This is a genomic window from Pseudomonas sp. Irchel s3a12 (assembly GCF_900187485.1).
Lineage (GTDB): Bacteria > Pseudomonadota > Gammaproteobacteria > Pseudomonadales > Pseudomonadaceae > Aquipseudomonas > Aquipseudomonas neuropathica.
The window spans coordinates 130863-156330 of sequence record NZ_FYDN01000010.1; the positions used below are offsets into that span (position 1 = coordinate 130863).

Sequence of the window (25468 nt, forward strand, 5' to 3'; positions counted from 1 at the left end):
CTGTGGATCGCCTTTTTTGTGCCTGCCCGACTCAGTGGACGGTAAGGACGATACCAACCCGCGTCAGCCAATCCGCCTCAAGCCCGAAATCCGCCTGAGTCAGCTGGTTCTCATCCAGCCAGTTCTCCGGGAATTCCACATCGAGGGTGTTGCCCTTGGCATGCAGCACCACCTGCGGCATCGCCTGAGTACCGCGAATGTGGTGGAACAGGATCGCAAAGCGCAGCAGCACACAGAGGCGAATCAGCTTGTCGCCGTCGTCGCCGAAATCGGCAAACTTGTCCTTGGGAATGTTGCGGCGATGACCACGCACCAATAGCGCGAGCATCTGTTGGTCTTCGCGGGAGAACCCGGCGAGGTCCGAGTGTTCGATCAGGTAAGCACCGTGTTTGTGGTAGTGATAGTGCGCGATGTCGAGACCGACTTCGTGCACTTTCGCTGCCCAACCGAGGAGTTCGCGCCAGATGCCGTCGTCCAGCTCCCAGTCCACTGCCACCTGGTCAAACGCGTGCAAGGCTTTGCGCTCAACCCGCGCCGCCTGTTCCAGGTCGACGTGGTAACGCTCCATCAGCGAGGTCAGGGTGCGCTCGCGCACGTCTTCATGATGATGACGGCCGAGCAGGTCGTAGAGCACGCCTTCACGCAGAGCGCCGTCGCAGTGGTCCATGCGTTGCAGTTCGAGGGCGTCGAAAATCGCTTCGAGAATCGCCAGACCCGCCGGGAAGATTGTCCGGCGATCAGGCTTGATGCCTTCGAAATCGATCTTGTCGACGTCACCGAGCTTGAACAGGCGGCGCTTGAGCCACGCCAGGCCTTCGGCATTCACTTCGCCAGTGCCGTGACCGCCGGCCTTCAGCGCCAGGCCGATGGCACGGATGGTGCCCGAGGAGCCGATGGCTTCATCCCAGGTCAGGCGATGCAGGGCGTGTTCGATGCTCATGATCTCCAGCCGCGCCGCGGTATACGCCTGGGCGTAGCGGGCCGGGGTGATCTTGCCGTCCTTGAAGTAGCGTTGAGTGAAGCTGACACAGCCCATTTGCAGGCTTTCGCGCAACAATGGCTCAAAGCGCTGGCCAATGATGAATTCGGTACTGCCGCCGCCGATATCGGCGACCAAACGTTTGCCCGGGGTGTCGGCGAGGGTGTGCGACACGCCCAGATAAATCAGGCGCGCTTCTTCACGGCCGGAAATGACTTCCACCGGATGACCTAGGATTTCTTCGGCGCGGTGGATGAATTCGAGGCGGTTGCGCGCTTCACGTAGGGCGTTGGTGCCGACGATGCGCACGGCGCCCAGCGGCATACCGTTAATCAGTTGGGCAAAACGCTTGAGGCAATCGAGGCCGCGTTGCATCGATTCTTCGTTGAGATGGCGCTCATCGTCGATGCCGGCGGCAAGTTGAACCTTCTCGCCGAGGCGTTCGAGAATGCGGATTTCACCGTTCTGGGCCTTGGCCACGACCATGTGAAAGCTGTTCGAGCCCAGGTCGATTGCGGCGATCAGGGACAGATTCTTGGCTTGGGATTGCGGCATGGTCAGGGGGTCTCGGTCGATAACCCCGTCATCGTGCCACGATCAAACGCTGGCGCCAACGCGCATGGTTCAAACCGCCGGAGCGCGCACCCCGAACCTGATCGTTCCCACGCTCTGCGTGGGAATGCCTCACCGGACGCTCTGCGTCCGCTTTTGGGACGCGGAGCGTCCCTGGCTGTATTCCCACGCGGAGCGTGGGAACGATCAGGATGAGGCAGATTCAGGCTGTCGCTTCCACCGTGCCAATAAAGTTCGCCAGCTCTGCCGTCTGCGGATGGGCAAACAACACCTTCGGATCCCCCACCTCATGGACTTTGCCATGATGCATGAACACGAGTTTGTCGCCGACCTCGCGGGCAAAGCGCATTTCATGGGTGACCATGATCAGCGTCATACCTTCCTTGGCCAGTTGCCGCACCACGCTGAGCACTTCATTGACCAGTTCCGGGTCGAGCGCCGAGGTGATTTCATCGCAAAGCAACACTTTTGGCGACATCGCCAGCGCCCGGGCAATCGCCACACGCTGTTGCTGGCCCCCAGACAACCGATCCGGGAAGGCATCGAACTTTTCCCCGAGCCCCACGCGCTCCAGCATCTCCCTGGCCAGCTCCGCAGCCTTGGCTTTCGGCACTTTCTGTACCACCTGCGGCGCGAGCATGACGTTTTCGCCCACGGTCAGGTGCGGGAACAGGTTGAACTGCTGAAACACCATGCCGACTTTCTGCCGCAGGCTGCGCAGATCGGCGCGGGCGGCGTCGAGGTATTCGCCGTCGACTTCGATCACGCCGTCATTGATCGATTCCAGACCATTGAGGGTGCGCAGCAGGGTGGATTTGCCCGAGCCGCTGCGGCCGATGATCGCCACCACTTGGCCTTCTTCGACACTGAGGTCGATGCCTTTGAGCACGTGGTGATCGCCGTAATATTTATGCAGGGCGGAAATTCTAAGCAGAGGCATGCAGTCTCCTTTCCAGGTAGCGCGCACTGAGGGACAAGGGGTAGCAGAGCAGGAAGTAGCCGAGGGCGACGAGGCCGTAGACCATGAACGGTTCAAACGTGGCATTGGCGAGCATGCCGCCGGTCTTGGTCAGTTCGGTGAAGCCGATGATCGAGGTCACGGCGGTGCCCTTGACCACTTGCACCGAGAAGCCCACGGTCGGCGCCACAGCGATGCGCAGTGCTTGCGGCAGGATCACGTAGCGCAGTTGTTCCAGCGGATTCAGCGCCAGACTCGCTGAGGCTTCCCACTGGCCATGGGCGATCGACTCGACGCAGCCGCGCCAGATCTCCGCCAGATAAGCGCTGGTAAACAAGGTCAGGGCAATCGCTGCGGCCATCCACGGCGAGATTTCGATCCCGGCCAGCGCCACGCCGAAGAACACCAGAAACAACTGCATCAACAGCGGCGTGCCCTGAAACAGCTCGATCCAGGTGCGGGCGATGCTGCTCGGCACAGAGTTTTTCGAGATACGCATGACCAGGATCAGCAGCCCGACGATCCCGCCACCAATGAACGCCACCAGCGACAGCGCCAGTGTCCATTGCAGGCCGGTGAGCAGGTTGCGCAGGATGTCCCAAAAGGTGAAATCGCTCATGCGCGGCTCCCGCTTCGACTGATATAGCGTCGGCCAATCCAGTTCAGCAACTGGCGAATCAGCAGCGCCATGCAGAGGTAGATCAGCGTGGTCAGCGCATAGGTTTCAAAGGCGCGGAAGTTGCGCGACTGAATGAAGTTGGCGGCGAAGCTCAGCTCTTCGGTGGCGATCTGCGAACACACCGCCGAACCGAGCATGACGATGATGATCTGGCTGCTCAGCGCCGGCCAGACCTTGCCCAATGCCGGCAGCAGCACCACGTGGCGGAACGCCTCGAAGCGCGTCATCGCCAATGCCGCTGCGGCTTCCAGCTGCCCGCGCGGGATTGCCTGAATGCCGGCGCGAATAATTTCCGTCGAATAAGCACCGAGGTTGATCACCATCGCCAGCACCGCCGCTTGCCACTCGGAAATCTGCACGCCCAGCGACGGTAGGCCGAAGAAGATAAAGAACAACTGCACCAGGAACGGCGTGTTGCGGATCAACTCGACGTAGACGCCGAAGATTGCCGAGAACGGGCGGATGTTCCACGCCCGCACCAAAGCCCCGACAACTCCGACACCGACCCCGAGCAACGCACCGATGGCCGTCAGCTCAAGGGTGAACAGCGCCCCGCGCAGCAACAGGTCGGTGTTTTCCACCACCGGCATGAAATCGAACTGATAAGCCATGAAGGTCTCCCGCGCAGTCGATCAGAGATCGGCCGGCAGCGGCTCTTTCAGCCAGGTCTGCGAGTTCTTTTCCAGTGCGCCGTCAGCCTTGGCGGTGGTCAGGATGTCGTTGACCTTGGCCAGCAGCGCCGCTTCGTTCTTGTTCACGCCAACGTAGACCGGCGAATCCTTGAGCTTCACTTTCAGCGCAGGGACGCGTTTCGGGTTCTTTTCGCTGATCGCGACCATCACCACGTTGCCGCTGGCGATCAGATCAACCTGGCCGGCGAGGTAGGCGGCGATGGTCGAGTTGTTATCTTCGAAGCGCTTGATGGTCACGCCTTCGGGGGCGACCTTGGTCAGTTCGATGTCTTCGATGGCGCCACGGGTGACGCTGATGGTCTTGCCCTTGAGGTCGTCGAGGCTGGCGATGGCTGCATCTGGCGGGCCGAACACGGCGAGGTAGAACGGCGCATAAGCACGGGAGAAGTCGATGACTTTTTCGCGCTCAGGGTTTTTGCCGAGGCTGGAGATCACCAGATCGACTTTGCCGGTGGTCAGGAACGGGATGCGGTTGGTGCTATTCACCGGGGTCAGTTCGAGTTTGACCTTGAGCTGGTCCGCCAGCAGTTTTGCCGTGTCGATATCGAGGCCGCGCGGTTTCATGTCCGGGCCGACCGAGCCGAATGGCGGGAAGTCCTGGGGCACGGCGACTTTCAGCGTGCCGCGTTTGACCACGTCGTCGAGACCGTCGGCGTGCGCGGGGGCCTGGCTGAGCAACAGGCTGGAAAACAGAGCGGCGAGGAGGGCGCTGTAACGCTTGGTCATGGACAATCTCCGGATCGGCGGGAAGTGATTTCTGCGATCGGACAGAGCATGGGCCGTGCCAATACACCGGTTTCGACGCGGCAGACCGCGGTTTCAGCGGCTTTGTTCGGTCTTACTGGTCTGAACAGTCAGGTTGTTTTTCGCACTGCCATGGCGCACCGGTGTGGTTCGCCGAACCCTGCTGGGGCACGACTTGCCGGACTCGGCGAATAGCTTTACAACTAGCCGCACATTGGCCTGGCGCGTCTGAAAAACCATGAACTCGATTTCCCGTGCGGTACCCGAAGTGGCGCTGCAAGCGATCCGCAAACTGATCACTGAGCAGGGTTTCGGTGCGGGCGATGCGTTGCCGTCGCAACGGGACCTGGCGCTGCAACTGGGCGTCAGCCGGGCGTCGTTGCGTGAGGCGTTATCCTCGCTGAGTGCGCTGGGTGTGGTCAGTATTCAGCCGGGCAAAGGCGTGTTCGTGCAGTCGCCCGTAGAGTTGCCGCGTGGCGCGCAGGCACCGGGCTGGCCATTTGCGGCGCAAGCGTCACCGCTGGATATCTTTCAGTTGCGCTATGCGCTGGAAGGCTTCGCCGCAGGGCTGGCGGCGGTCACGTTAAGCACGTTCGATCTGGATGCGCTCGAAGACAACGTTGCGGCCATGCGTGACCAATTGAGGGCTGGTGACTTTGAGGCAGCAGCAAAACTGGACTTCGAATTCCACCGCCGAATCCTCTTGGCCAGCGGCAATCAGGCGATGTTGAGCATCCTCACTGCCAGCGCCGAGATCTTTCTCGAGAGCCAGAAACTACCGTTCATCCGCACCGAGCGCGCCATGGAAACCTGGCAGGAACACCGCAAGATCCTCCGGGCCCTTACACGCCGCGCCTCCGGTGCTGCACAAAAAGCCATGCAGGAACACGTGCGCAACGCCGCCCTGCGTACCGGAATTGCTTTCATTGCCCCCGCCACGACGTGACTTGAGCTATACCCAAACTCATCGAGTGCCATAGCAAGACTCAATCAACTGCGGCTTCCTGAACAGGGGAAGGGCGGCTATGATGGGCCACGTTTTTTTTGCTTACAACCTGGAGAATTCCATGAGCAGCGATCTTATCAAACACGTTAGCGACGCTAGCTTCGAAGCCGACGTACTCAAGGCCGAAGGCGCTGTCCTGGTCGATTACTGGGCTGAATGGTGCGGTCCTTGCAAAATGATCGCTCCGGTTCTGGACGAGATTGCCGAGACTTACAAAGGCAAGCTGACCGTTGCCAAACTGAACATCGACGAAAACCAGGAAACCCCGGCCAAGCACGGCGTGCGTGGTATCCCGACCCTGATGCTGTTCAAGAACGGCAACGTTGAAGCGACCAAAGTCGGCGCCCTGTCGAAGTCGCAACTGGCGGCTTTCCTCGACGCCAACATCTAAGCGTCGCTGTAAAGTGCCTGAAAAAAAGCCCCGCAAATTAGCGGGGCTTTTTGCGTATTCAGGGCTAGACGCTCCGAAACTCAGGTGGTACATTCGGCCCCGCACTGGTTTCTCCATTGCCCCCTGCTAGCCGTCGCCGACGCACTCCTTTTCGAATTAGTTCGCGATCCTGTCGCCTTCTCCGCGGCGCGGCCTCATTAAGCCAAAAGCTTAATTTCCCCCCCTCCATAAATGATTACGTCATTCCTATATGAATCTGACTGAACTCAAGCAAAAGCCGATTACCGAACTGCTCGAATTGGCCGAACAGATGGGCATAGAAAATATGGCCCGTTCGCGCAAGCAGGACGTGATTTTCTCCCTGCTGAAAAAGCACGCGAAAAGCGGCGAGGAAATCTCCGGTGATGGCGTGCTGGAGATTCTCCAGGACGGCTTCGGCTTCCTGCGCTCCGCTGACGCTTCCTACCTGGCCGGCCCGGACGATATCTACGTCTCGCCAAGCCAGATCCGCCGTTTCAACTTGCGCACCGGTGACACCATCGTTGGCAAGATCCGCCCTCCGAAGGAAGGCGAGCGGTATTTCGCCCTGCTCAAGGTCGACACGATCAACTTCGATCGTCCCGAGAACGCGAAAAACAAGATTCTCTTCGAGAACCTGACTCCGCTGTTCCCGACCGTGCGCATGAAGATGGAAGCCGGTAACGGCTCCACCGAAGACTTGACCGGTCGTGTCATCGACCTGTGCGCCCCGATCGGCAAAGGCCAGCGTGGTCTGATCGTTGCACCGCCGAAAGCCGGTAAAACGATCATGCTGCAGAACATCGCCGCGAACATCGCCCGTAACAACCCTGAAGTTCACCTGATCGTGCTGCTGATCGACGAACGTCCGGAAGAAGTAACCGAAATGCAGCGCACCGTGCGCGGCGAAGTGGTTGCCTCGACCTTCGACGAGCCGCCGACCCGTCACGTACAGGTAGCCGAAATGGTGATCGAGAAGGCCAAGCGCCTGGTCGAGCACAAGAAAGACGTGGTGATCCTGCTCGACTCCATCACCCGTCTGGCCCGTGCCTACAACACCGTGATCCCGAGCTCCGGCAAGGTATTGACCGGTGGTGTCGATGCCCACGCCCTCGAGAAGCCAAAGCGTTTCTTCGGTGCCGCGCGTAACATCGAAGAAGGCGGCTCGCTGACCATTATCGCCACCGCGCTGGTTGAAACCGGCTCGAAGATGGACGAAGTGATCTACGAAGAGTTCAAGGGTACCGGCAACATGGAACTGCCTCTGGATCGTAAGATCGCCGAGAAGCGTGTGTTCCCGGCCATCAACATCAACCGCTCCGGCACCCGCCGCGAAGAGTTGCTGACTGCCGACGACGAACTGCAGCGTATGTGGATCCTGCGCAAGCTGCTGCATCCGATGGACGAAGTGGCTGCCATCGAGTTCCTGGTCGACAAGCTGAAAACGACCAAGACCAACGACGAGTTCTTCTTGTCGATGAAGCGTAAGTAATACACACGCTGTAAAAAAGAACGCTCCCGAAAGGGGGCGTTTTTTTTGCGTACGCGCCGCATAACTTTCGTAACGCGCTACTGTCCTTGTCTGGAGCGGTTTGTACCTACAAGGATAAGAAAGGTTATGCACACGTTTGGCAATCGCCGTGATATCGACGGATTACGGGCGCTGGCGGTTATTCCCGTCGTCCTGTTTCATTTCGGATTCAACACATTCAGCGGCGGCTTTGTCGGCGTTGATGTGTTCTTCGTCATTTCCGGTTTTCTGATCACTTCAATCCTGTTTCGTGAAATCAGCGCGCAGCGCTTCAGCTTCCTCGACTTCTGGGGGCGTCGCGCCCGACGCATCCTGCCGGCGTTGACTGTGGTTGTGGTGGTGACGCTGACATTAGGCTGGCTGTTGCTGACGGCCAAGGACCTTGCCGAACTGGGGCGAACGATTCGTTACCAGTCGCTGTTCATTTCCAACATCCTGTTCATGCGCGAAGACGGCTACTTTGCGCCGGCGTCGGAGCTCAAGCCGCTGCTGCATACCTGGTCGCTGGCGGTAGAAGAGCAGTACTACATCTTCTTCCCGTTGATGATGGTGTTGCTGATGCGCTACGTCCGCCATTGGCGCTGGATGCTGTTCGCCGTGCTGCTGGTGTCGTTCGGCCTGAACATCATCTACATCGAACGCCGGCCGGAGTTTGCCTTTTTCTCGTTGCCGACCCGCGCGTGGGAGCTGCTCTGCGGGGCCATGCTGGCGGTAATACCCGTGCCTAAGCATGTTGCGCGGCCATGGCTGCGGCAGTCCGTTGGCCTTGTCGGGCTTGCGGCGGTGCTGGTGGCGGTGTTTACCTTCGACAAAACCACAGTGTTCCCGGGTTGGGCGGCGCTGTTGCCGGTATTGGGCACGACGGCGCTGATCTGGTCGGGTGCACAGGGCCCAACGTGGGCGGGCCGGTTGTTGAGTATCCGGGTTCTGGTGTGGATCGGCTTGCTCTCCTATTCGCTGTATCTGTGGCATTGGCCGGTTTACGTGTATGCCAATGCGATCTCCATTGATGGCATCCAGCCGTTGGAGGCAATTGGCTGGATGGCTCTGGCATTGGCGCTGGCCTGGCTGAGCCTGCGCTATATCGAACTACCCTTCCGTGAAAAGCGTGTATTCGCCAGCCGTAACTCAGTGTTGATAGGAGGTTTGGTGTCGATCGCCGTGCTGGCGATTACCGGTTCGGCCATTCGTTCGGCAGACGGTGTTCCGCAGCGTTTGACCGGCAAGGCGCTGGAATATGCGCAATCGCGCGAGTGGAACGCCGGGCAGTCGAACTGCATGCACTTGAGCACGGACAAGGCACTGACCAAATCCTGCCTTGTGGGTGGTGATCAACATATAACGGCGACGAAAATGTTCTGGGGCGACAGTCACGCCGCCGCGTTGTTGCCAGCCATCGAAGGCAATGCCGGGCGCAACGTGCAGCCGGTGTGGCTGTACAGCTTGACCGGGTGCCCGCCGATCATCGATGACCACTTACGCCCTCAGTGCAAAGACTTCAACCAGCGCAACATGGACCGCGTCAGGAGTCTGGGGATCAAGGACGTGGTGTTGGCGGCGAACTGGAGCCTGTACGTTTATGGTCGTGAAGACGGCGATGGCGATATACAGTTCCTGCTTGATCGCAAGGACAACCCGCGCCAGGCAGAGCAGCGCATGGCTGCCGCCCTCAAGGCGCAAGTGGCCGAGTTGCGTGAAGCGGGTGTGCAAGTCTGGCTGTTCAAGGAAGTGCCACTGCAACACAAGAGCTTCATCGACCGTCTGACCAGTCTGGCGCGCATCGGCCGTTCGGCAGAAGGTCTCGGTCGCCCGCTCAACGAACATTTGGCTCGCCAGCAGTTTTTCACTTCGTTGTTCGGCTCGATGAGCGCCGCTGATTCCGGCATTCATGTCATCGATCCGACGCCGCTGATGTGCAAGGACGGCTTGTGCGCCATCGATGTCGATGGCCACTCGCAATACAAGGATGCCGATCATCTTTCGGACGTTGGCAGCGCCAGACTGAGCCCGTTGTTTGCGCCATTGATGCTGGGCACCAGCGACAATTGATTGATGCCAGGCTCTGACGGGCTGCTGTTTGCCCGTCAGAGCAGGTAGGATGTACGCCTATTTTGAGGGTGCCATCGTCAATGAAATTCAAGGATCTTCGGGATTTCGTGCAGCAGCTTGAGCAGCGCGGAGAGTTGAAACGCATCCAGATTCCCGTCTCGCCGGTGCTGGAAATGACCGAGGTGTGCGATCGCACGCTGCGGGCCAAGGGCCCGGCGTTGCTGTTCGAGAAACCCACCGGCTACGACATCCCGGTGCTCGGCAACCTGTTCGGCACGCCTGAACGGGTGGCGATGGGCATGGGCGCCGAATCGGTCAGCGAGCTGCGCGAAATCGGCAAGCTGCTAGCGTTCCTCAAGGAGCCGGAGCCACCGAAGGGCTTGAAAGACGCATGGTCGAAACTGCCGATCTTCCGCAAGATCATCTCGATGGCGCCGAAAGTCGTCAAAGACGCGGTGTGCCAGGAAGTGGTCATCGAAGGCGACGACGTCGATCTGGCCATGCTGCCGGTGCAGACCTGCTGGCCCGGCGACGTCGGCCCGCTGATCACCTGGGGTCTGACCGTCACCAAAGGCCCGAACAAGGATCGCCAGAACCTCGGTATCTACCGTCAGCAAGTGATTGGCCGCAACAAGGTGATCATGCGCTGGCTCAGCCACCGTGGCGGCGCTCTCGACTTCCGCGAGTGGTGCGAGAAGCATCCGGGCCAGCCGTTCCCGGTGTCCGTCGCCCTGGGTGCGGATCCGGCGACCATTCTCGGCGCCGTGACGCCAGTGCCGGACAGCCTGTCCGAATACGCTTTCGCCGGGCTCTTGCGCGGTAACCGCACCGAACTGGTCAAGTGCCGTGGTAACGACCTGCAAGTGCCGGCCACCGCCGAAATCATCCTCGAAGGCGTAATCCACCCGGGCGAGATGGCTGACGAAGGTCCTTACGGCGATCACACCGGTTACTACAACGAAGTCGACAGCTTCCCGGTGTTCACCGTCGAGCGCATCACCCACCGGATCAAACCGATCTACCACAGCACCTACACCGGTCGTCCGCCAGATGAGCCGGCGATCCTCGGCGTTGCGTTGAACGAAGTGTTCGTGCCGATCCTGCAGAAGCAGTTCCCGGAGATCACCGACTTCTACCTGCCGCCGGAAGGCTGTTCGTACCGCATGGCTGTGGTGACGATGAAGAAGTCGTATCCGGGGCACGCCAAGCGCGTGATGCTCGGTGTCTGGTCGTTTTTGCGACAGTTTATGTACACCAAGTTCGTTATCGTCACTGACGACGATATCAACGCCCGTGACTGGAACGACGTGATCTGGGCCATCACTACGCGCATGGACCCCAAGCGCGACACTGTGATGATCGATAACACGCCGATCGACTACCTCGACTTCGCCTCGCCGATCTCAGGGTTAGGTTCGAAAATGGGCCTCGATGCCACCCACAAGTGGCCGGGCGAAACCACTCGCGAGTGGGGTCGTGTGATCGTCAAGGACGACGCCGTCACCCAACGGATCGATGCCATCTGGAATCAGTTAGGAATAGATTGATGCGTGTAACCCTGCAGCCCTCCGGAGCAGTGCTTGAGATACAGCCCGGTGAGCGGATTCTCGACGGCGCGCGGCGTCTGGGCTACGAATGCCCGCAAAGCTGCCGCAACGGTAATTGTCATGTGTGTGCGGCGTTGCTGGTTGAAGGCCGCGTCGCGCAGGATGGCAAAGTGCACGACCACGGCGAGTTCTACACTTGCATAGCCGAGCCGCTGGAAGACTGCATCCTGCTGTGGGATGGCGTGCTCGCGCTGGGAGAACTGCCGGTGCGCAGCCTGTCATGTCAGGTCATCGAATGCCGCGACGTGGGTGGCGACACCTGGCGTGTGCGGCTGCGCGCTCCGGCGGGCAAGCCACCGCGTTATCACGCCGGGCAGTATTTGATGATCGAGCGCGAGAACGGTGAGAAGTCAGCGTTCTCCATGGCCTCGGCACCGCACGGCGGGCGTGATCTTGAAATCCACGTGCTGGCGCGCGAAGCCAGTGCACTGAGCCTGATTGAACAGCTGCAACGCAACGCGATGGTGCGGGTCGAGTTGCCGTTCGGCGATACGCATCTGGCCGAGCTGCCCGACGGGCCGCTGGTGTTGGTTGCCGCCGGCACCGGCATGGGCCAGATTCACGCCCTGATCGAACACTGCCGCGCTAAAGGCTTCAAACACCCGGTGCATCTGTACTGGGGCGTGCGCCGTCCGGAAGATTTCTATGAGATCGAACATTGGGACGAGTGGCTGAAATTACCCAATCTGTTCCTGCATAAAGTCGTCAGCGATCAATGCGGTTGGGAAGGGCGCTGCGGCATGCTGCACGAGGCAGTCTGTGAAGATTTCCCGGATCTGAAACCGCTGCACGTCTACGCCAGCGGCTCGCCGGCCATGGTCTACGGCACTCTGGACGCACTGGTTGAAGCGGGCATGGACGCCCATCAAATGCGCGCCGACGTTTTCGCTTACGCCCCCCGCTCCTGATTCGTTATAACTCGATATATAGCCGATCGGTATTTATGTAATCGCATAAATACCGCTAGGTTATATATCAATCAGGCAATCAATTAAGAACTGTGCCATGGCACCCAAATTGCCTTAAAACATATGTGCCTTATTGTTACAGCGGTGCGTTCTATTAAGTAATTCTTCACCCGCGGGGAGCTGAACGCTATTCGCCATGAGCGCCATTGAAAACGCTTTTCTGAATTTGAATTACCCTCCGCGGCTCGATCTTGGGCCGCAGCTGACGCACGAACAACTTCTCGCTTCCATGCAATCAACCATGGCGCGCCACAAGGGCGGGCCGGTGTGGCTGTTCGCGTATGGCTCACTGATCTGGCGGCCTGAATGCTCGGCGGTGGAGCGGGTGCGCGGACGCGTGCATGGTTACCATCGCGGTTTGTACCTGTGGTCGCACGAGCATCGCGGCACGCCGGAAATGCCCGGTCTGGTGTTTGGTCTGGATCGCGGCGGTTCGTGCAGTGGCTTCGCCTATCGCTTGCCGGAAGATAATCTCGACGCGGCGCTGTACGCCTTGTGGAAACGCGAGATGCCAGTGCCTTCCTACCGGCCACACTGGCTCAACTGCCGGCTCGAAGATGGCAGTCAGGTTCAGGCGTTGGGATTCGTTTTGGAGCGACACCTGCCCAGCTATGCCGGCAACTTGCCGGATCACGTGCTGAGCCAGGTGTTCGCAAGCGCTTGCGGGCGTTACGGCACCACTCGCGATTATGTCGAGCAGACCGCCCACGCCCTGCGCAGCCACGCCATGCCAGACCGTAATCTGGAGGCGCGGCTCAAGCGCTGTAAATCACAAAGCGATCAAGCGACTGCTTCACGGCTCTGACTGGCGACTTGCTTGTGCCATAGCGTCGGGGCCAGGAAGGCCATCGCCAGCAGGCAAGCGCCCACCAGCAGGACGAAACCGCCGTCCCAGCCAAAATGGTCAACGGTGTAGCCCATCGCCGCACTGGCCGCGACCGAACCACCCAGATAGCCGAACAGGCCGGTGAAACCCGCAGCCGTGCCGGCGGCTTTCTTCGGCGCCAGTTCCAGCGCCTGCAGACCGATCAACATCACCGGGCCGTAGATCAGGAAGCCGATCGAAAACAGCGCGATCATGTCGACGGTCGGGTTACCGGCCGGGTTCAGCCAGTAAACCAGGGTCGCCACGGTCACCAGCGCCATGAACACCATACCGGTCAGGCCACGGTTGCCACGGAAGATCTTGTCCGACATCCAGCCGCACAGCAGCGTGCCCGGAATGCCCGCCCACTCGTAGAAGAAGTAAGCCCACGAAGTTTTATCGACGGTGAAACCCTTGGCTTCTTTCAGGTAGGTCGGCGCCCAGTCCAGTACGCCGTAGCGCAGCAGGTAAACGAAGACGTTAGCCATGGCGATGTACCAGAGCATTTTGTTGCGCAGCACGTATTTGACGAAGATTTCCTTGGCACTGAATTCGTCTTCGTGGCTGGCGTCGTACCCTTCCGGGTAATCGTTCTTGTACTTCTCGATGGGCGGCAGGCCGACCGATTGCGGGGTGTCGCGCATGGTGATGAAGGCAAATACCGCCACGCCCAGCGCCACTGCTGCCGGTACGTAAAACGCCGCGTGCCAGTCGTTGAACAAGCCCATGCCGAGCAGGAACAGCGGGCCGATCAGGCCGCCGCCAACGTTATGCGCCACGTTCCACACGGATACCACGCCACCGCGTTCCTTCTGCGACCACCAGTGCACCATGGTCCGGCCACTTGGCGGCCAGCCCATGCCCTGGGCCCAGCCGTTGATGAACAGCAGGATGAACATCATGGTCACGCTGGACGTTGCCCAAGGCGCGAAACCGAAAATGAACATCACCCCAGCCGAGACCAGCAGGCCGAACGGCAGGAAGTAGCGCGGGTTGGAACGGTCGGACACCAGGCCCATGAGGAATTTCGACAGGCCGTAGGCGATGGCAATCGCCGACATCGCCAGGCCCAGATCGCCACGGCTGTAGCCTTCGTCGATCAGGTACGGCATGGCCAGCGAGAAGTTTTTGCGCAGCAGGTAGTAACCCGCGTAGCCAAAGAAGATACCGGCGAAGATCTGCCAGCGCAGGCGTCGGTACGTGCTGTCTATTTTTTCTTCAGGCAATGGAGCCTGATGTGCGGCAGGACGAAAGAAAGCAAACATTCAAGAGCTCCAGATTTCTTGTTTTGACTGCGGATGCGAATGTTACAGTTTCGTTACCGAAAATAGCACCGGTTCGCATCGAGCAAATAGCGGAAAATGTTGGAGGTCGCGCGTTCCTTTACGAACCTGTCGCTCAGCTGTAAGAACAGGGCGTTTTTGTCGCGCCTGGAATGTTGTGTCTTAGACTCGCGATCTATGGATCGACTGATTTCGCGAGATAAACGATGACCCCGAAAGTTCGCAGGCTATTGCCCAGACTGTTGATGGTCGCAGTGGTGACTGTTTCAGTGTTGGCACTGAGCTTCGCCCAAGGTTCTGCGGCGCCAGGCCTGCGCAATGTCACCGTGTTGATCGTTCGTCATGCGGAAAAGCCTGATGTAGGCCGTGAACTGAATGCCCGGGGCGAACAACGCGCTGCGGCTTATGCCGACTATTTCACGCCGTTGAAACTGGATGGCCAGGCGCTCACCCCTCAGCGTCTGATCGCTACCGCCGACAGCCCGGAAAGTATGCGGCCACGGCAGACACTGATCCCGCTGTCCCAGCGCCTGCAACTGCCCATCGAACAGCCCTGCGCCAATAACCAGGTCGACGAGCTGGTCACTCGGCTGCGCAAGCACAATCAGGCAAAAACCGTGCTGATTGCCTGGCACCATGGGCACATCAATAAGCTGATTGCCGCTTTCGGCGGCGATGGCCCGGCGCTTATCGGCCAGCCGAAATGGCCAGTGGATGTGTATGACTGGCTGATTGTTCTGCGCTTCGATGACAAGGGGCAGTTGGTCCAATCTCGTAGTCGGAAGGTTCAGGAACAGTTGATGCCCGGTGACGTTGCAGGCGCAAACGGCAGCTAAACATCCGTCGGAAAAATTACCTGCGACTATTCGCGCAGCGGATTTTCCCGGTTTCCCGAGGGGATCAGGGAAACGTCCTGCATGCAGCGGCGAAGGTGCGCCATTCAGTTAAAAGTCACTGCTCAGTAACCTTTGTGTTGTTGCCGGAGGGGGCAACTCACTAGGGAGGGGCAGGATCATGCGCTGGATTTTTGCTGGGCTTTTGTTGGTAATCGGCGGTTCTGCGCTGGCCTCAGAAGTGTTTTTGATACCGGAAAACAATCCCCAGCCGATTTACCCGCTGGAGCTGCAAAGGGCGGGTGTAACGGGCGAGGTGAAGGTTAGTTTCATTGCCAGTGCGGATGGTTCAGTCAGCGAAATCAGCATTCGAGAGAGCACTCACCCTGACTTTTCCGATGCGGTTCGAGACGCTATAGCGCAGTGGCGTTTCAAGCCTTGGACGGTTGAAGGGAATAAACCTGAACAGCAGGAAATCATCGCGCCAATGATTTTCAGGCTCGATCTGGATCTGCCCATTCACGTCAATCAGCAACTGAAAGCCTTGCGATGCCGTACGGTTAACGAGAACCTCGCCAACATTGCAGAGTACTCATGGATCGATTCGGCGGTATTTGCTCAAACCCGCGCCTATCTCTCGAACGTCTTCCATAAAACTCAGCTACCGGACGCACAACGTCTGGCGATGATTGCCAAGATGAATCGGCAGGTTGAAAAGATCGTCAGGGCTTGTCGGCAGAGTCCGACGCGTAAATTCATAAGCCTGTTACCAGCGGAGATTCGTGAGTTGCTTTGATAACACAGGCCAGAACGACCGAACCGGGCATTCTGGCCTGCATCGAAAGATTACTCAGCGCACTTGCACTACAACCTTGCCCACGGCCTTGCGCTGGCCAAGATCATTGATCGCCTGCGCCGCATTGCTTAGCGGATACACCTGCGATACCAGCGGTTTCAACTTGCCCTCGGCAAACCAGCCGAACAACTGCTGGAAGTTCGCCGCGTTGTCCTGCGGCTGGCGCTGGGCGAAGGAACCCCAGAATACTCCGAGTACCGCCGCGCCTTTGAGCAGGGCGAGGTTTACCGGCAGTTCCGGAATGCGCCCGCTGGCGAAGCCCACCACCAGCAGGCGACCATTCCAGGCGATGGCGCGGATGGCTTGGTCGAACAGATCACCGCCGACCGGGTCGTAAATCACGTCGGCGCCCTGGCCGTCGGTGAGGCGTTTGATTTCGTCCTTGAGGCTGGTTTCGCTGTAGTTGATCAGCTCATCGGCGCCGGCAGCCTTGGCCACGGCGAGCTTCTCCGCGCTGCTGGCGGCAGCGATGACGCGGGCGCCCATGGCTTTGCCGATTTCCACCGCCGCCAGGCCGACGCCGCCGGATGCACCGAGTACCAGCAGGGTTTCCCCCGCTTGCAGGTTGGCGCGTTGTTTAAGGGCGTGCATCGAGGTGCCGTAGGTCATGCTGAACGCGGCGGCGGTGTTGAAATCCATCGACGGTGGAATCGGCAGCACGTTGTAGCCCGGCACAGCGACCTGTTCAGCGAAGCTGCCCCAACCGGTCAGGGCCATGACCCGGTCGCCGACCTTGAGGTGGCTGATCTTTTCCCCGACCTCCGTGACCACGCCAGCCGCTTCACCACCCGGCGAGAACGGGAAGGGTGGCTTGAACTGGTACTTGCCCTCGATGATCAGCGTGTCCGGGAAGTTGACCCCGGCGGCGTGCACCTCCAGGAGGATTTCGTTCTTCTTCGCGACAGGGCTGGCGACGTCTTCCAGCACCAGCGATTCGGCAGGGCCGAAGGCTTTGCACAGCACGGCTTTCATCAGGGCTATTCCTTTGGGAGTGATGGCCGATAAGTGTAGGTGTGTCAGTCAACGGGTCAACGAGCATGCCCGGCCCTGATAGTCAGCCATAAGCTTGTGCTTGCGTGGCGGGTCGTTATGCTAGGCCGCAAACCGGATAAGGAGCGAATTGTGAAAGCGTGGATCATGTTGTTGCTGGCCCTGTCTCTGCCTGTGGCAGCGCTGGCCGAAGAAGCTAAAGAAGGCGAGGCGCCGAAGGTCAACTACATCACCCTGAGCCCGCCGTTCGTGGGCAACTACGGGTTGGACGGCACGCCGAAGCTTAAGGTTTACAAGGCCGATGTGGCATTGCGCGTGACCGGTGAGGAGGCGACCAAACTGGTCAAGGCCAACGAGCCGCTGATCCGTAATCAGCTGGTGGCACTGTTCACCCAGCAGACCACCGAGGCGATGGGCAGCATCGAGGGTAAAGAGAAGCTGCGTCAGGAAGCGTTGAAGCAGACCCAGCAAGTGATGAATGACGAGACCGGCAAGCCGGTGGTTGAGGATCTGTTGTTCAATAACCTGATCATTCAGTAAGTGCGTTGGCTGCTGTTCAGGACGCCAGGCTTTTGCGAAAGCGCGCCAGCGCGATGACGAAGAACAGCAGGCCGATGGCCGTCAGCGCCAGCAAGTCCGGCCAGACCACGCTCAGCCCGGCGTCGCGAAACAGAATCGCGGCGCTGAGGCTGACAAAATGTGTGGACGGCGAGCCCTGCATGACCCACTGCAGCCATTGCGGCATGCTGTCCAATGGCGTGCTGCCACCCGACAGCAGCAACATCGGGATGATCACCGGAATCGCCAGCAAGCCGAACTGCGGTGTCGAGCGTGCGAGTGTCGCCAGAAAGATCCCCAACGCGGTACTGGCAAACAGATAAACCGCAGTCACCAGCAAAAACAGGCTCATCGAGCCGGACAGCGGCACGCCGAGTGCGCCTTTGACCACCACCTCCAGCGACAGCCAGGTGCACAGCACCACCACCAGCAGGTTGCTCCAGATTTTCGCCAGCATGATTTCCAGCGCCGTCAGCGGCAGCACCAGCAAATGGTCAAGCGTGCCGTGCTCGCGTTCGCGCAGCAGCGCCGTGCCCGTGAGGATGATTGCCAGAATGGTGATGTTGTTGACGATCTGAATCACCGCCAGAAACCAGCCACCCTCCAGGTTGGTGTTGAACAGCGCGCGGGTGGTCAGTTGAATCGGCGTTTTGCTCGCGGCATCGCCCTGGTCGCCATAGGCCTGCAGCTCGCGCTGGAAAATCCGGCTGATGTAGCCAGCGCCCATGAACGCCTGGCTCATCGCGGTGGCATCGACGTTGACCTGAATGGCCGGTTGCCGCGCCGCCAGTAGATCGGTTTGAAACCCCGCCGGAATGTTGATCACGAAAGTGTACTGGCCGCTGTCCATGACCTGGTCCAGTTGCGGGTAGGGGAGCAGCACTGGCGTCTGGAATTCCGGCGGTTGCAGGGCCTGGGCCAACTGGCGCGAGAGGGCGCTGTGGTCTTCGTCGACGATCGCCACGCTGGCGTTGTGCACGCCGATCACCGAGCCGGCGGCAGGCATGTAGATCGCCACGGTGAAGGCGTAGAACAGGAACAGCAGCAACACGCTGTCGTGGCGCAGGCTGGTCAGTTCCTTGAGCCCCAGGCGCAGGATGTGCGCGAACTTGTGCATCAGGCCTCCTGCTTTTTCAGCATGATCAGGCTCAGCCCGGTGAACCCGACAAAGAACCCGAACAGCGCCAGGCACTGCGGCCACAGCTGCCGCAGGTCCAGCGCTTTGGTGAACGTCCCCACGGCAATGTCGAGAAAGTGTCCTGCCGGAAACAGCATGCCCATCACCGCAGCCGCTCCTTCCAGTGAAGAACGCGGCACGATAAGTCCGGAGAACTGGATGGTCGGCAGGCTGGTAATGATCATGGTGCCGAGGATCGCGGCGATTTGCGTGCGGGTGAACGCCGAGATCAGCAGGCCCATGCTAGTGGTCGCTAGCACATACAGCAGGCCGCCAAACGCCAGCGTCAGCAGGCTGCCCTTGAACGGCACGCCAAACAGCCAGCGGTTCATCGCCACCAGCAGCGCGAGATTGACCAGACTGACCAGCAGGTATGGCGCCTGTTTGCCCAGCAGAAACTCCAGGCGGGTCAGGGGCGTGGCGTAGAAGTTGGTGATCGAGCCGAGTTCTTTTTCGCGCACGATGCCGAGTGCGGTGAGCATAGCCGGAATGAACGCCAGAATCAGCGCCATGACCCCGGGGCCAATAGCGTTGACGCTGACCACATCCTGGTTGTAGCGAAAGCGCGTTTCCAGGCTGGCACCCGCCTGGTGGTTGATGGCGGGGCTGCTCTGTTCGGCCAACTGTTGCAGGTTGGCCAGGTGCACTGCTTCGACATAATTGCGGCTGGTCTCGGCGCGAAACGGCATGCCGCCGTCCAGCCACGCCGCCACCGCAGGCTGGCGTCCGGCGTACAGGTCGCGGCCAAATCCGGGCGGGATTTCCAGCGCCAGTTTGATTTCCGAGCGTTGCAGGCGGCGGTGCAGCTCTTGAGCGTCGTGGATGGCTGGCCGTTCATCGAAGTAGCGCGAGCCGCGAAAGGCTTCCAGATAGGTTCGGCTCTGCGGGGTTTGATCCTGATCGTAAACGGCGAACGCGAGGTTCTCTACGTCGAGGGAAATTCCATAGCCGAAAATCACCATCATGAAAATCGCCCCCGCCAGCGCAAAAGCCATGCGCACTTTGTCGCGCAGCAGCTCCTTGCCTTCGCGACTGGCCACGGCCAGCAGGCGACCGAGGCTGAAACCGCGTTGCTGGTCTGGCGGCGCGGCGGCTGGCGCTGATGGCGCTGTCGGCGCTGTCGGCGATTCACTCGCGGGAGGCGATGGGGCAGTGCCTTGGGCCTGTTCCAGACACGTCACGAAAGCGGCTTCCAGCGTCTCTCCGGCAAACTGACGCTGCAGCGCTGCCGGGGTGTCGCAAGCGAGGACTTTGCCGGCGTGCATCAGCGAAATGCGGTCGCAGCGCTGGGCTTCGTTCATGAAGTGGGTGGAGAGAAAAATCGTCACGCCTTGCTCGCGGGACAGTTCGATCAGCAGTCGCCAGAAGTCATCACGGGCTGCCGGGTCGACGCCGGAGGTCGGCTCATCGAGGATCAGCACTTCCGGACGATGCAACACCGCGACCGCCAGCGACAGGCGTTGACGCAGCCCGAGAGGCAGGGCACCGGACGGCTGATCGGCGACGCTGAGCAGGTTGAAGCGCTGAATCAATGCGTCGATGCGTTGCGCGCTTTCGGACTTGGGCAAGTCGAACAGACGGGCGTGCAGCTCAAGGTTCTGCCGCACGCTGAGTTCGCCATACAGCGAAAAGCTCTGGGACATGAAGCCGACCCGCTTGCGCGTGGCCAGATCCTTGGCGTTCACCGGATTGCCCAGCAGTGTCGCGCTGCCTTCGCTGGCCGGCATCAGCCCGGTCAGGACTTTCATGGTCGTGGTCTTGCCGCAGCCGTTGGAGCCGAGAAAACCGAAAATCTCGCCGCGACCGATGGCGAAGCTGACGTGATCCACCGCAGTGAAGTCGCCGAAGCGCAGCGTCAGGTCGTGGGCTTCGATGGCAATGTCGGTGGTACCGCCAGTACGCGGCGGAATGACCAACGGCTGAGCGTCGTGATGACTGTCGCCCTGGAAGTGTGTGAAGGCTTCATCGAGTTTGCCGCTGGGGGTGACGGCCGCTAGCTCGCGGCTCAGACCGATGGCAATCAACTGGCCGTTGTCGAGCATCAGGCAATGCTCGAACTGTTCGGCTTCTTCCATATACGCGGTGGCAACCAGCAGGGTCAGTTGCGGGCGCTCGCGCCGTACATCGTCGATCAGCTCCCAGAAGCGTCGGCGTGAGAGCGGGTCGACGCCGGTGGTCGGCTCATCGAGGATCAACAGATCCGGCTCATGGATCAGTGCGCAGCACAGGCCCAGCTTCTGTTTCATACCGCCGGACAACTTGCCGGCGGGGCGCTCGGCGAACTTTAGCAGGTCGGTGGCGAGCAGCAGATTGTGCATGCGTTGCTCGCTGTCGGCTTTCGATAGGCCGAACAGCGTGGCAAAGAACTGGATGTTTTCGCGGATCGACAACTCGGGATACAGGTTGCCGCCCAAGCCCTGGGGCATGAAGGCGATGCGCGCATACAGCGTGTCGCGGTGGCGGCGCTGCTGGATCGGCCCGCCGAGGACGTCCAGGTGCCCTTGCTGCAAGGCCTTCACGCCGGCGATCAGCCCGAGCAGGCTGGACTTGCCCGCGCCATCGGGGCCGATCAGCCCGCAACGGGTGCCGGCTGGCAGGCTGAAGGTGATAGCGCTCAGTGCTTGCTGTTTGCCGTAGCGGTGCGCGATAGCGTTCGCCTGAACCGCGAGGCTGTTCATTGCAGATTGGCCGGCCAGGCAATCGGCGCGGTGCGCACATAACCGGCGCCGGGCATGCCGGGCTTGGCTTGCGGCACGGCGCTGGGTTGGGTCAGGCGCAGCTTGACGCGGAACACCAGTTTTTGCCGCTCGTCACGGGTCTCGACCTCTTTGGGGGTGAACTGCGATTTGCCGGCGACGAAACTGATCTTCGCCGGCAAGGGTTTGTCAGGCAGGGCATCGAGCAGCACCCGGGCTTCATCGCCTACGGCCAGACGCCCGGCCACCGAGGCAGACAGGTAGAGGTTCATGTACTGATCGTTGGGATCAATCAACAGCAGGACGCGGCCACCGGCCCCCAGCACTTCGCCGGGTTCGGCCATGCGCAACTGGATCACCCCATCAATCGGCGCGCGCAGGCTGCTGTCGTCGATTTCGCTGGTCAGTTGAGCGACCTGTGCCTGCGCCGCGCCGATCGCTGCAGCGACCGCCGACACTTGGGCGCGGGCCGCCGTCACGGCAGCATTGCCGGTGCCGATACGCGACTGCAATTGATCGATAACCTGGGCGCTGACGAAACCGTGCTTGAACAGCGACTGAGAGCGCCCGAGTTCCTGCTGGGCCAGCAGCAATTCACTCTGGCGCAATTGCACATTGGCCTCGGCGGCGTTGAGGTTTTCCCGGGCGCGCAAGACTTCGGCCTCGGCTTGAGTGCGCTGGGCTTCGAGGGTGCGGGTATCCATGCGCGCGAGCAGTTGGCCCTTGTTGACCTTGTCGCCTTCATCGACCAGCACCTCGGCCAGGCGTCCGGGTGTCTTGCTGGCGATCTGCACTTCGGTGGCTTCCAGCCGCCCGTTGCCCATCGACAGCCCTTCGACCAGACGGCTGCTGATCGACATCCAGTAACCGAGCCCGCCGGCGGCGGCGAGTAACACCAGAAGCGACCCGGCGTATAAAAGTGAAGAGCGGCTGTGCGTCGACATGGGGGCATCCTGCGGCTGTGGCGTGCAGTCTGACTGTTCAAGCGTTGCAGTCGCTTGATGTCAGTCAACCGAGCGCCAAGCCTAGCCCCTTTTTCGGCTAACAACCGTGACCGGGCAGTTCTCAGCGCAAGCCGAGCACGGCGGCCCACTGTTTGGCCGTCACGGGCATGACCGACAGGCGACTGCCTTTTTGCACCAGTGGCATGTCGGCCAGCGCGGTTTGCTGCTTGAGGTAATCCAGCTTCAATACCCGGGCGAACGTCTCTACGTGGGCAACATCGATCGCGCTCCAGGCGTTTTTCTCGGGTGTAGCTTTCGCATCGAAGTAATGACTCTGCGGCTCCAGTGCGGTGGGATCCGGGTACGCCGCTTCGATAATCTTGCCAATCCCTGCAATCCCCGGCTCCGGGCAGCTGGAATGGTAGAAAAAGAACTCGTCACCCACGGCCATCGAGCGCAGGAAGTTACGCGCCTGATAGTTGCGAACTCCGTCCCAGCGCGCTGTGCCGAGCTTTTCCAGACCTTTGATAGAGAGTTCGTCGGGCTCGGACTTCATCAGCCAATAGGCCATGGTTTTTGCTCCTGAAACGGTCATTGGGCAGGTTGTCGGGCAATTTTATGACAAACCGACAGTCGGTTGACGTCAGCGTTTGCGCGCAGGTTCACGTTGTCGCAAAATGCCGGCCTTTAAAGCTTGACGCTGCTGCACGGCCTACGAACGGAAACCGCTGCTGTCATCGTGATGATGTGCCTTGAGGGGGGCAATCGATGAAACGCAAACCGGATCTACTATGGACTTTGGTAATTTTGTTTGGCTTGGGCGTCGTAACCACCGGTTATGCGCAGAGCTTGTGGTCGAACAAGGCCGACGCGCCGATTGAAGTCGCGCAACAGGTGCAACAGTCGACAGCCTTCAAGCGCTGAAACGGCTTTCTCGACGCCGCTGATCTGCGCGGCGTCCTATCCCGCGAAATACCACGCCTTGTCGCTGACCGTGCCTTGTAACGGTACATCCCAGCTTGCCTGCGCCAAGCGTTCGACTTTCTGACATTCATGGGCCAGGCCCAGTAGCGTAGGCTTGCGCCAGCTTTTTCGCCGAGCCAGATACGCCAGGCTGCGATCATAGAAACCGCCGCCCATCCCCAGTCGCCCGCCGACATCGTCAAACCCTACCAACGGCAATAACACCAGATCCAGCGCCCAGACCTTGCGTTGCTGTGCCAGATTGGCTCGCGGCTCGAGAATGCGGAAGCGATTGGGTTTAAGTTTCTCGCCGGGACGAATGCGTTGGAAAACCATCTTGGTGCGTGGCCAGGCGCTGAGCACCGGCAGATAAGTCGATTTACCCCGACGTTGGGCTTCGCGCAGCAGAAGGCGCGGATCGATTTCACCATCGGTGGGCAAATACAAAGAGATATGTCTGGCCCGGCGAAAGTGCGGGTCTTGCGCCAGTTGCCGGTACAGGCCCTTGGCGGCCTGGCGTTGTTCGCTCTTGGTCAGCGCACGACGCGCCTTGCGCAGCAGGCGGCGGAGTTGCGGGCGGGGCAGCAGCGCGGGTTCGGTCATGGTTCGGCTTCGGCAGGTTGGACGAAAACGTACGCATAAAAAATCCGATGGCGGTTTTCACCGACATCGGATTCGAATCAGGCTCCCCGGATGAACCGCTGTCAACTTAGCCCTTGAACCCGAAAGTTCAAGGTGGAAGATGCAGTAGACTTTAAGGCTTTCCGTCTAGCGGACATGCACACCAGCCCAACGTGCAACTTCCAGGGTAGTGCGAATCGGCTCAGGGACATCGTCAACTGGCAAGCACCCCAGGGAGTGCCGCGAGTATACCGCAAGCGGCCAGTTGAATCAGCCCTTGCTGGTGTTCTGATCGTCGGCGAGCACCAGATCGACACGATCGAGCAAGTCACGCACCTGTTCACGGGTCGAACCGCTAGCCTGGATGTCCGGACGCTCTTCTTTGTGCAAGAGGTCATGGGTGATGTTCAGCGCGGCCATCACGGCGATACGGTCGGCACCGATGACTTTGCCGCTGCTGCGGATCTCACGCATCTTGCCATCCAGATAGCGCGCGGCACTGACCAGATTGCTGCGTTCTTCCTGCGGGCAGATGATCGAATATTCTTTATCGAGGATCTGCACGGTGACGCTATTGCTTGAACTCATGAGTCTTGCTCCAGGGCCTTGAGGCGCGAAATCATCGATTCGACCTTACGCCGGGCGATTTCGTTTTTTTCAATGAGGTGAGCGCGTTCCTCGCGCCAGGTCTTTTCCTGAGCTAGTAAGAGTGCATTTTGACTCTTTAGTTGCTCGACTCGGCCAATCAACAGTTCGAGTCTGGCCATCAGCGCTTGCAGGTCGGTGTCTTCCATTGTGTCCACGTGTTCGTCTGATGGGGGGTAGCTGGCGGACAGCCTTTAATAGTCTTGGCGAGTCTGTCGATGTAGGATACAAGGCCTTCATTCTAGACATAGCGCCGTCTGGCGCCTAGCTGCCCATGACCAATGCGAATTCCCCGTACCAAGCCTTTGCCACCCTGCTGACTTCCAGCGGCCACAACGTTTCGCCTGCCGAACTGCACGGCGTGCTGCTCGGGCGCAGTTGCGCCGGTGCCGGCTTCGATAACGAAGGCTGGTTGATCGACGCCGCCGAACTGCTCGAAGGCGATATCCAGGACAACGTCCGTAACGCCCTCATCGGCCTGCAAGAGATGGTCAAAGGCGAGCTGACCGGCGACGACGTCACTGTCGTTCTGCTGCTGCCGACCGATGACGCACCGCTGGCTGACCGCGCCGCTGCACTGGGCCAATGGTGCCAGGGCTTCCTCAGCGGTTTCGGCCTGAACTGCCGCGACAGCAGCATGCTCAGCACTGAAGCCACCGAAGTGCTGCAGGATCTGGCCGCCATTTCCCAAGTGCAGGATGCTCTCGAAGAATCCGAAGACGGCGAAACCGACTACATGGAAGTCATGGAGTACCTGCGCGTTGCGCCGTTGCTGCTGTTCTCGGAAACCAAGAAAGCCGACGTGCCGCCAGCCGCCAAGCCGTCGCTGCATTAATCGCGTG

At 60.0% G+C, this 25468-nt stretch carries 26 protein-coding genes and 1 other RNA gene; 12 read left to right on the forward strand and 15 right to left on the reverse strand.

Annotated elements, in window-relative coordinates; all coding sequences use genetic code 11:
- Positions 1–31 precede the first annotated feature (31 nt).
- From ppx to CKW14_RS18095, 5 genes are all read right to left on the reverse strand, one after another.
- Positions 32–1534, reverse strand: coding sequence for an exopolyphosphatase (ppx, locus tag CKW14_RS18075; RefSeq protein ID WP_093429742.1), 1503 nt, complete (start codon positions 1532–1534; stop codon positions 32–34).
- A gap of 220 nt (positions 1535–1754) precedes the next feature.
- A complete protein-coding gene (locus CKW14_RS18080; protein WP_095049375.1) occupies positions 1755–2492 on the reverse strand; it encodes an amino acid ABC transporter ATP-binding protein in 738 nt (245 codons plus the stop codon).
- Positions 2479–3129: an amino acid ABC transporter permease gene (locus tag CKW14_RS18085; protein WP_095049376.1), complete on the reverse strand. Its 651-nt coding sequence runs from the start codon at positions 3127–3129 to the stop codon at positions 2479–2481. The genes CKW14_RS18080 and CKW14_RS18085 overlap by 14 nt, the downstream gene beginning before the upstream one ends.
- Complete coding sequence (locus CKW14_RS18090) at positions 3126–3800, reverse strand: amino acid ABC transporter permease (RefSeq protein WP_095125810.1); 675 nt, start codon at positions 3798–3800, stop codon at positions 3126–3128. The genes CKW14_RS18085 and CKW14_RS18090 overlap by 4 nt, the downstream gene beginning before the upstream one ends.
- 21 nt (positions 3801–3821) lie before the next feature.
- Positions 3822–4607 carry a transporter substrate-binding domain-containing protein gene (locus tag CKW14_RS18095; RefSeq protein ID WP_007911166.1) on the reverse strand — a complete coding sequence of 262 codons (786 nt, stop codon included), beginning with the start codon at positions 4605–4607 and terminating at the stop codon, positions 3822–3824.
- 256 nt (positions 4608–4863) lie between these two features.
- On the opposite strand from CKW14_RS18095, the gene CKW14_RS18100 reads away from it, so the two are divergent.
- The 7 genes from CKW14_RS18100 to CKW14_RS18130 all read left to right on the forward strand — a co-directional run bounded on the left by CKW14_RS18100 (position 4864) and on the right by CKW14_RS18130 (position 13000).
- The gene (locus tag CKW14_RS18100; protein WP_095049378.1) at positions 4864–5571 is read left to right on the forward strand and encodes a FadR/GntR family transcriptional regulator; all 708 of its coding nucleotides are present in this window, start codon (positions 4864–4866) and stop codon (positions 5569–5571) included.
- Between the two features lie 121 nt (positions 5572–5692).
- Positions 5693–6022: a thioredoxin TrxA gene (trxA, locus tag CKW14_RS18105; RefSeq protein WP_003206727.1), complete on the forward strand. Its 330-nt coding sequence runs from the start codon at positions 5693–5695 to the stop codon at positions 6020–6022.
- A gap of 250 nt (positions 6023–6272) precedes the next feature.
- On the forward strand, positions 6273–7532 hold the full coding sequence (gene rho / locus CKW14_RS18110) for a transcription termination factor Rho (protein ID WP_003229334.1): 1260 nt from the start codon (positions 6273–6275) through the stop codon (positions 7530–7532).
- Positions 7533–7658: 126 nt separating this feature from the next.
- A complete protein-coding gene (locus tag CKW14_RS18115; RefSeq protein ID WP_095125811.1) occupies positions 7659–9620 on the forward strand; it encodes an acyltransferase family protein in 1962 nt (653 codons plus the stop codon).
- 80 nt (positions 9621–9700) lie between these two features.
- The gene (ubiD, locus tag CKW14_RS18120; RefSeq protein WP_095049380.1) at positions 9701–11167 is read left to right on the forward strand and encodes a 4-hydroxy-3-polyprenylbenzoate decarboxylase; all 1467 of its coding nucleotides are present in this window, start codon (positions 9701–9703) and stop codon (positions 11165–11167) included.
- Positions 11167–12135, forward strand: a complete 969-nt coding sequence (locus CKW14_RS18125) for a CDP-6-deoxy-delta-3,4-glucoseen reductase (RefSeq protein ID WP_095049381.1) — start codon at positions 11167–11169, stop codon at positions 12133–12135. Before ubiD ends, CKW14_RS18125 begins: the two co-directional genes overlap by 1 nt.
- A gap of 196 nt (positions 12136–12331) precedes the next feature.
- A complete protein-coding gene (locus CKW14_RS18130) occupies positions 12332–13000 on the forward strand; it encodes a gamma-glutamylcyclotransferase (RefSeq protein WP_095049382.1) in 669 nt (222 codons plus the stop codon).
- Here the strand turns inward: CKW14_RS18130 and glpT are convergent.
- On the reverse strand, positions 12976–14325 hold the full coding sequence (gene glpT, locus CKW14_RS18135) for a glycerol-3-phosphate transporter (RefSeq protein ID WP_016985912.1): 1350 nt from the start codon (positions 14323–14325) through the stop codon (positions 12976–12978). The genes CKW14_RS18130 and glpT overlap by 25 nt on opposite strands.
- A gap of 224 nt (positions 14326–14549) precedes the next feature.
- On the opposite strand from glpT, the gene CKW14_RS18140 reads away from it, so the two are divergent.
- Together CKW14_RS18140 and CKW14_RS18145 are read left to right on the forward strand one after the other, a co-directional pair.
- Positions 14550–15179 (forward strand): flagellar basal body-associated protein FliL, encoded by a 630-nt coding sequence (locus tag CKW14_RS18140; RefSeq protein WP_095125812.1) that lies wholly within the window; start codon positions 14550–14552, stop codon positions 15177–15179.
- Positions 15180–15357: 178 nt separating this feature from the next.
- Positions 15358–15972, forward strand: coding sequence for an energy transducer TonB (locus tag CKW14_RS18145; RefSeq protein WP_095049384.1), 615 nt, complete (start codon positions 15358–15360; stop codon positions 15970–15972).
- Positions 15973–16026: 54 nt separating this feature from the next.
- Here the strand turns inward: CKW14_RS18145 and CKW14_RS18150 are convergent, their stop codons facing one another.
- Entirely contained in the window at positions 16027–17004 is a 978-nt protein-coding gene (locus CKW14_RS18150; protein WP_095049385.1) for an NADPH:quinone oxidoreductase family protein, read from the reverse strand.
- 150 nt (positions 17005–17154) lie between these two features.
- Here CKW14_RS18150 and CKW14_RS18155 point away from each other — a divergent pair, with 150 nt between their 5' ends.
- A complete protein-coding gene (locus tag CKW14_RS18155) occupies positions 17155–17562 on the forward strand; it encodes a flagellar basal body-associated protein FliL (RefSeq protein WP_027610485.1) in 408 nt (135 codons plus the stop codon).
- 16 nt (positions 17563–17578) lie between these two features.
- Here CKW14_RS18155 and CKW14_RS18160 read toward each other — a convergent pair whose 3' ends face one another.
- From CKW14_RS18160 to CKW14_RS18175, 4 genes are all read right to left on the reverse strand, one after another.
- Positions 17579–18697 (reverse strand): ABC transporter permease, encoded by a 1119-nt coding sequence (locus tag CKW14_RS18160; protein ID WP_095049386.1) that lies wholly within the window; start codon positions 18695–18697, stop codon positions 17579–17581.
- On the reverse strand, positions 18697–21435 hold the full coding sequence (rbbA, locus tag CKW14_RS18165) for a ribosome-associated ATPase/putative transporter RbbA (RefSeq protein WP_095125813.1): 2739 nt from the start codon (positions 21433–21435) through the stop codon (positions 18697–18699). The genes CKW14_RS18160 and rbbA overlap by 1 nt, the downstream gene beginning before the upstream one ends.
- Positions 21432–22397, reverse strand: coding sequence for an HlyD family secretion protein (locus tag CKW14_RS18170; RefSeq protein ID WP_095049388.1), 966 nt, complete (start codon positions 22395–22397; stop codon positions 21432–21434). The genes rbbA and CKW14_RS18170 overlap by 4 nt, the downstream gene beginning before the upstream one ends.
- 121 nt (positions 22398–22518) lie before the next feature.
- Positions 22519–22968, reverse strand: a complete 450-nt coding sequence (locus CKW14_RS18175; RefSeq protein ID WP_095125814.1) for an EVE domain-containing protein — start codon at positions 22966–22968, stop codon at positions 22519–22521.
- A gap of 197 nt (positions 22969–23165) precedes the next feature.
- Here CKW14_RS18175 and CKW14_RS30000 point away from each other — a divergent pair, with 197 nt between their 5' ends.
- Positions 23166–23321, forward strand: a complete 156-nt coding sequence (locus CKW14_RS30000) for a hypothetical protein (protein ID WP_016985917.1) — start codon at positions 23166–23168, stop codon at positions 23319–23321.
- Positions 23322–23357: 36 nt separating this feature from the next.
- On the opposite strand, the gene CKW14_RS18185 is transcribed toward CKW14_RS30000, so the two are convergent.
- From CKW14_RS18185 to CKW14_RS18200, 4 genes are all read right to left on the reverse strand, one after another.
- Positions 23358–23963: a 5-formyltetrahydrofolate cyclo-ligase gene (locus CKW14_RS18185; protein WP_093429753.1), complete on the reverse strand. Its 606-nt coding sequence runs from the start codon at positions 23961–23963 to the stop codon at positions 23358–23360.
- A 79-nt stretch (positions 23964–24042) separates the two neighbouring features.
- A non-coding RNA gene (ssrS, locus tag CKW14_RS18190) (6S RNA) lies at positions 24043–24221 on the reverse strand.
- 30 nt (positions 24222–24251) lie between these two features.
- Complete coding sequence (locus CKW14_RS18195) at positions 24252–24569, reverse strand: cell division protein ZapA (protein ID WP_093429754.1); 318 nt, start codon at positions 24567–24569, stop codon at positions 24252–24254.
- The gene (locus CKW14_RS18200) at positions 24566–24775 is read right to left on the reverse strand and encodes a TIGR02449 family protein (protein ID WP_007911197.1); all 210 of its coding nucleotides are present in this window, start codon (positions 24773–24775) and stop codon (positions 24566–24568) included. Before CKW14_RS18200 ends, CKW14_RS18195 begins: the two co-directional genes overlap by 4 nt.
- 125 nt (positions 24776–24900) lie before the next feature.
- On the opposite strand from CKW14_RS18200, the gene CKW14_RS18205 reads away from it, so the two are divergent.
- Positions 24901–25461 (forward strand): YecA family protein, encoded by a 561-nt coding sequence (locus CKW14_RS18205; protein WP_095049390.1) that lies wholly within the window; start codon positions 24901–24903, stop codon positions 25459–25461.
- Positions 25462–25468: the final 7 nt, after the last annotated feature.

Excerpts from the sequence above, each read along its gene's own strand:
- CKW14_RS18160 (WP_095049386.1), bottom strand. The coding sequence starts at position 18,697 with ATGCACAAGTTCGCGCACATCCTGCGCCTGGGGCTCAAGGAACTGACC.
- CKW14_RS18080 (WP_095049375.1), bottom strand. The coding sequence starts at position 2,492 with ATGCCTCTGCTTAGAATTTCCGCCCTGCATAAATATTACGGCGATCAC.
- CKW14_RS18195 (WP_093429754.1), bottom strand. The coding sequence starts at position 24,569 with ATGAGTTCAAGCAATAGCGTCACCGTGCAGATCCTCGATAAAGAATAT.
- CKW14_RS18205 (WP_095049390.1), top strand. The coding sequence starts at position 24,901 with ATGACCAATGCGAATTCCCCGTACCAAGCCTTTGCCACCCTGCTGACT.
- CKW14_RS18085 (WP_095049376.1), bottom strand. The coding sequence starts at position 3,129 with ATGAGCGATTTCACCTTTTGGGACATCCTGCGCAACCTGCTCACCGGC.
- CKW14_RS18185 (WP_093429753.1), bottom strand. The coding sequence starts at position 23,963 with ATGACCGAACCCGCGCTGCTGCCCCGCCCGCAACTCCGCCGCCTGCTG.
- CKW14_RS18095 (WP_007911166.1), bottom strand. The coding sequence starts at position 4,607 with ATGACCAAGCGTTACAGCGCCCTCCTCGCCGCTCTGTTTTCCAGCCTG.
- CKW14_RS18115 (WP_095125811.1), top strand. The coding sequence starts at position 7,659 with ATGCACACGTTTGGCAATCGCCGTGATATCGACGGATTACGGGCGCTG.
- CKW14_RS18170 (WP_095049388.1), bottom strand. The coding sequence starts at position 22,397 with ATGTCGACGCACAGCCGCTCTTCACTTTTATACGCCGGGTCGCTTCTG.
- rho (WP_003229334.1), top strand. The coding sequence starts at position 6,273 with ATGAATCTGACTGAACTCAAGCAAAAGCCGATTACCGAACTGCTCGAA.
- glpT (WP_016985912.1), bottom strand. The coding sequence starts at position 14,325 with ATGTTTGCTTTCTTTCGTCCTGCCGCACATCAGGCTCCATTGCCTGAA.
- rbbA (WP_095125813.1), bottom strand. The coding sequence starts at position 21,435 with ATGAACAGCCTCGCGGTTCAGGCGAACGCTATCGCGCACCGCTACGGC.
- CKW14_RS18100 (WP_095049378.1), top strand. The coding sequence starts at position 4,864 with ATGAACTCGATTTCCCGTGCGGTACCCGAAGTGGCGCTGCAAGCGATC.
- trxA (WP_003206727.1), top strand. The coding sequence starts at position 5,693 with ATGAGCAGCGATCTTATCAAACACGTTAGCGACGCTAGCTTCGAAGCC.
- CKW14_RS18090 (WP_095125810.1), bottom strand. The coding sequence starts at position 3,800 with ATGGCTTATCAGTTCGATTTCATGCCGGTGGTGGAAAACACCGACCTG.
- CKW14_RS18140 (WP_095125812.1), top strand. The coding sequence starts at position 14,550 with ATGACCCCGAAAGTTCGCAGGCTATTGCCCAGACTGTTGATGGTCGCA.
- CKW14_RS30000 (WP_016985917.1), top strand. The coding sequence starts at position 23,166 with ATGAAACGCAAACCGGATCTACTATGGACTTTGGTAATTTTGTTTGGC.
- CKW14_RS18130 (WP_095049382.1), top strand. The coding sequence starts at position 12,332 with ATGAGCGCCATTGAAAACGCTTTTCTGAATTTGAATTACCCTCCGCGG.
- CKW14_RS18145 (WP_095049384.1), top strand. The coding sequence starts at position 15,358 with ATGCGCTGGATTTTTGCTGGGCTTTTGTTGGTAATCGGCGGTTCTGCG.
- CKW14_RS18200 (WP_007911197.1), bottom strand. The coding sequence starts at position 24,775 with ATGGAAGACACCGACCTGCAAGCGCTGATGGCCAGACTCGAACTGTTG.
- ubiD (WP_095049380.1), top strand. The coding sequence starts at position 9,701 with ATGAAATTCAAGGATCTTCGGGATTTCGTGCAGCAGCTTGAGCAGCGC.
- CKW14_RS18175 (WP_095125814.1), bottom strand. The coding sequence starts at position 22,968 with ATGGCCTATTGGCTGATGAAGTCCGAGCCCGACGAACTCTCTATCAAA.
- CKW14_RS18125 (WP_095049381.1), top strand. The coding sequence starts at position 11,167 with ATGCGTGTAACCCTGCAGCCCTCCGGAGCAGTGCTTGAGATACAGCCC.
- CKW14_RS18150 (WP_095049385.1), bottom strand. The coding sequence starts at position 17,004 with ATGAAAGCCGTGCTGTGCAAAGCCTTCGGCCCTGCCGAATCGCTGGTG.
- ppx (WP_093429742.1), bottom strand. The coding sequence starts at position 1,534 with ATGCCGCAATCCCAAGCCAAGAATCTGTCCCTGATCGCCGCAATCGAC.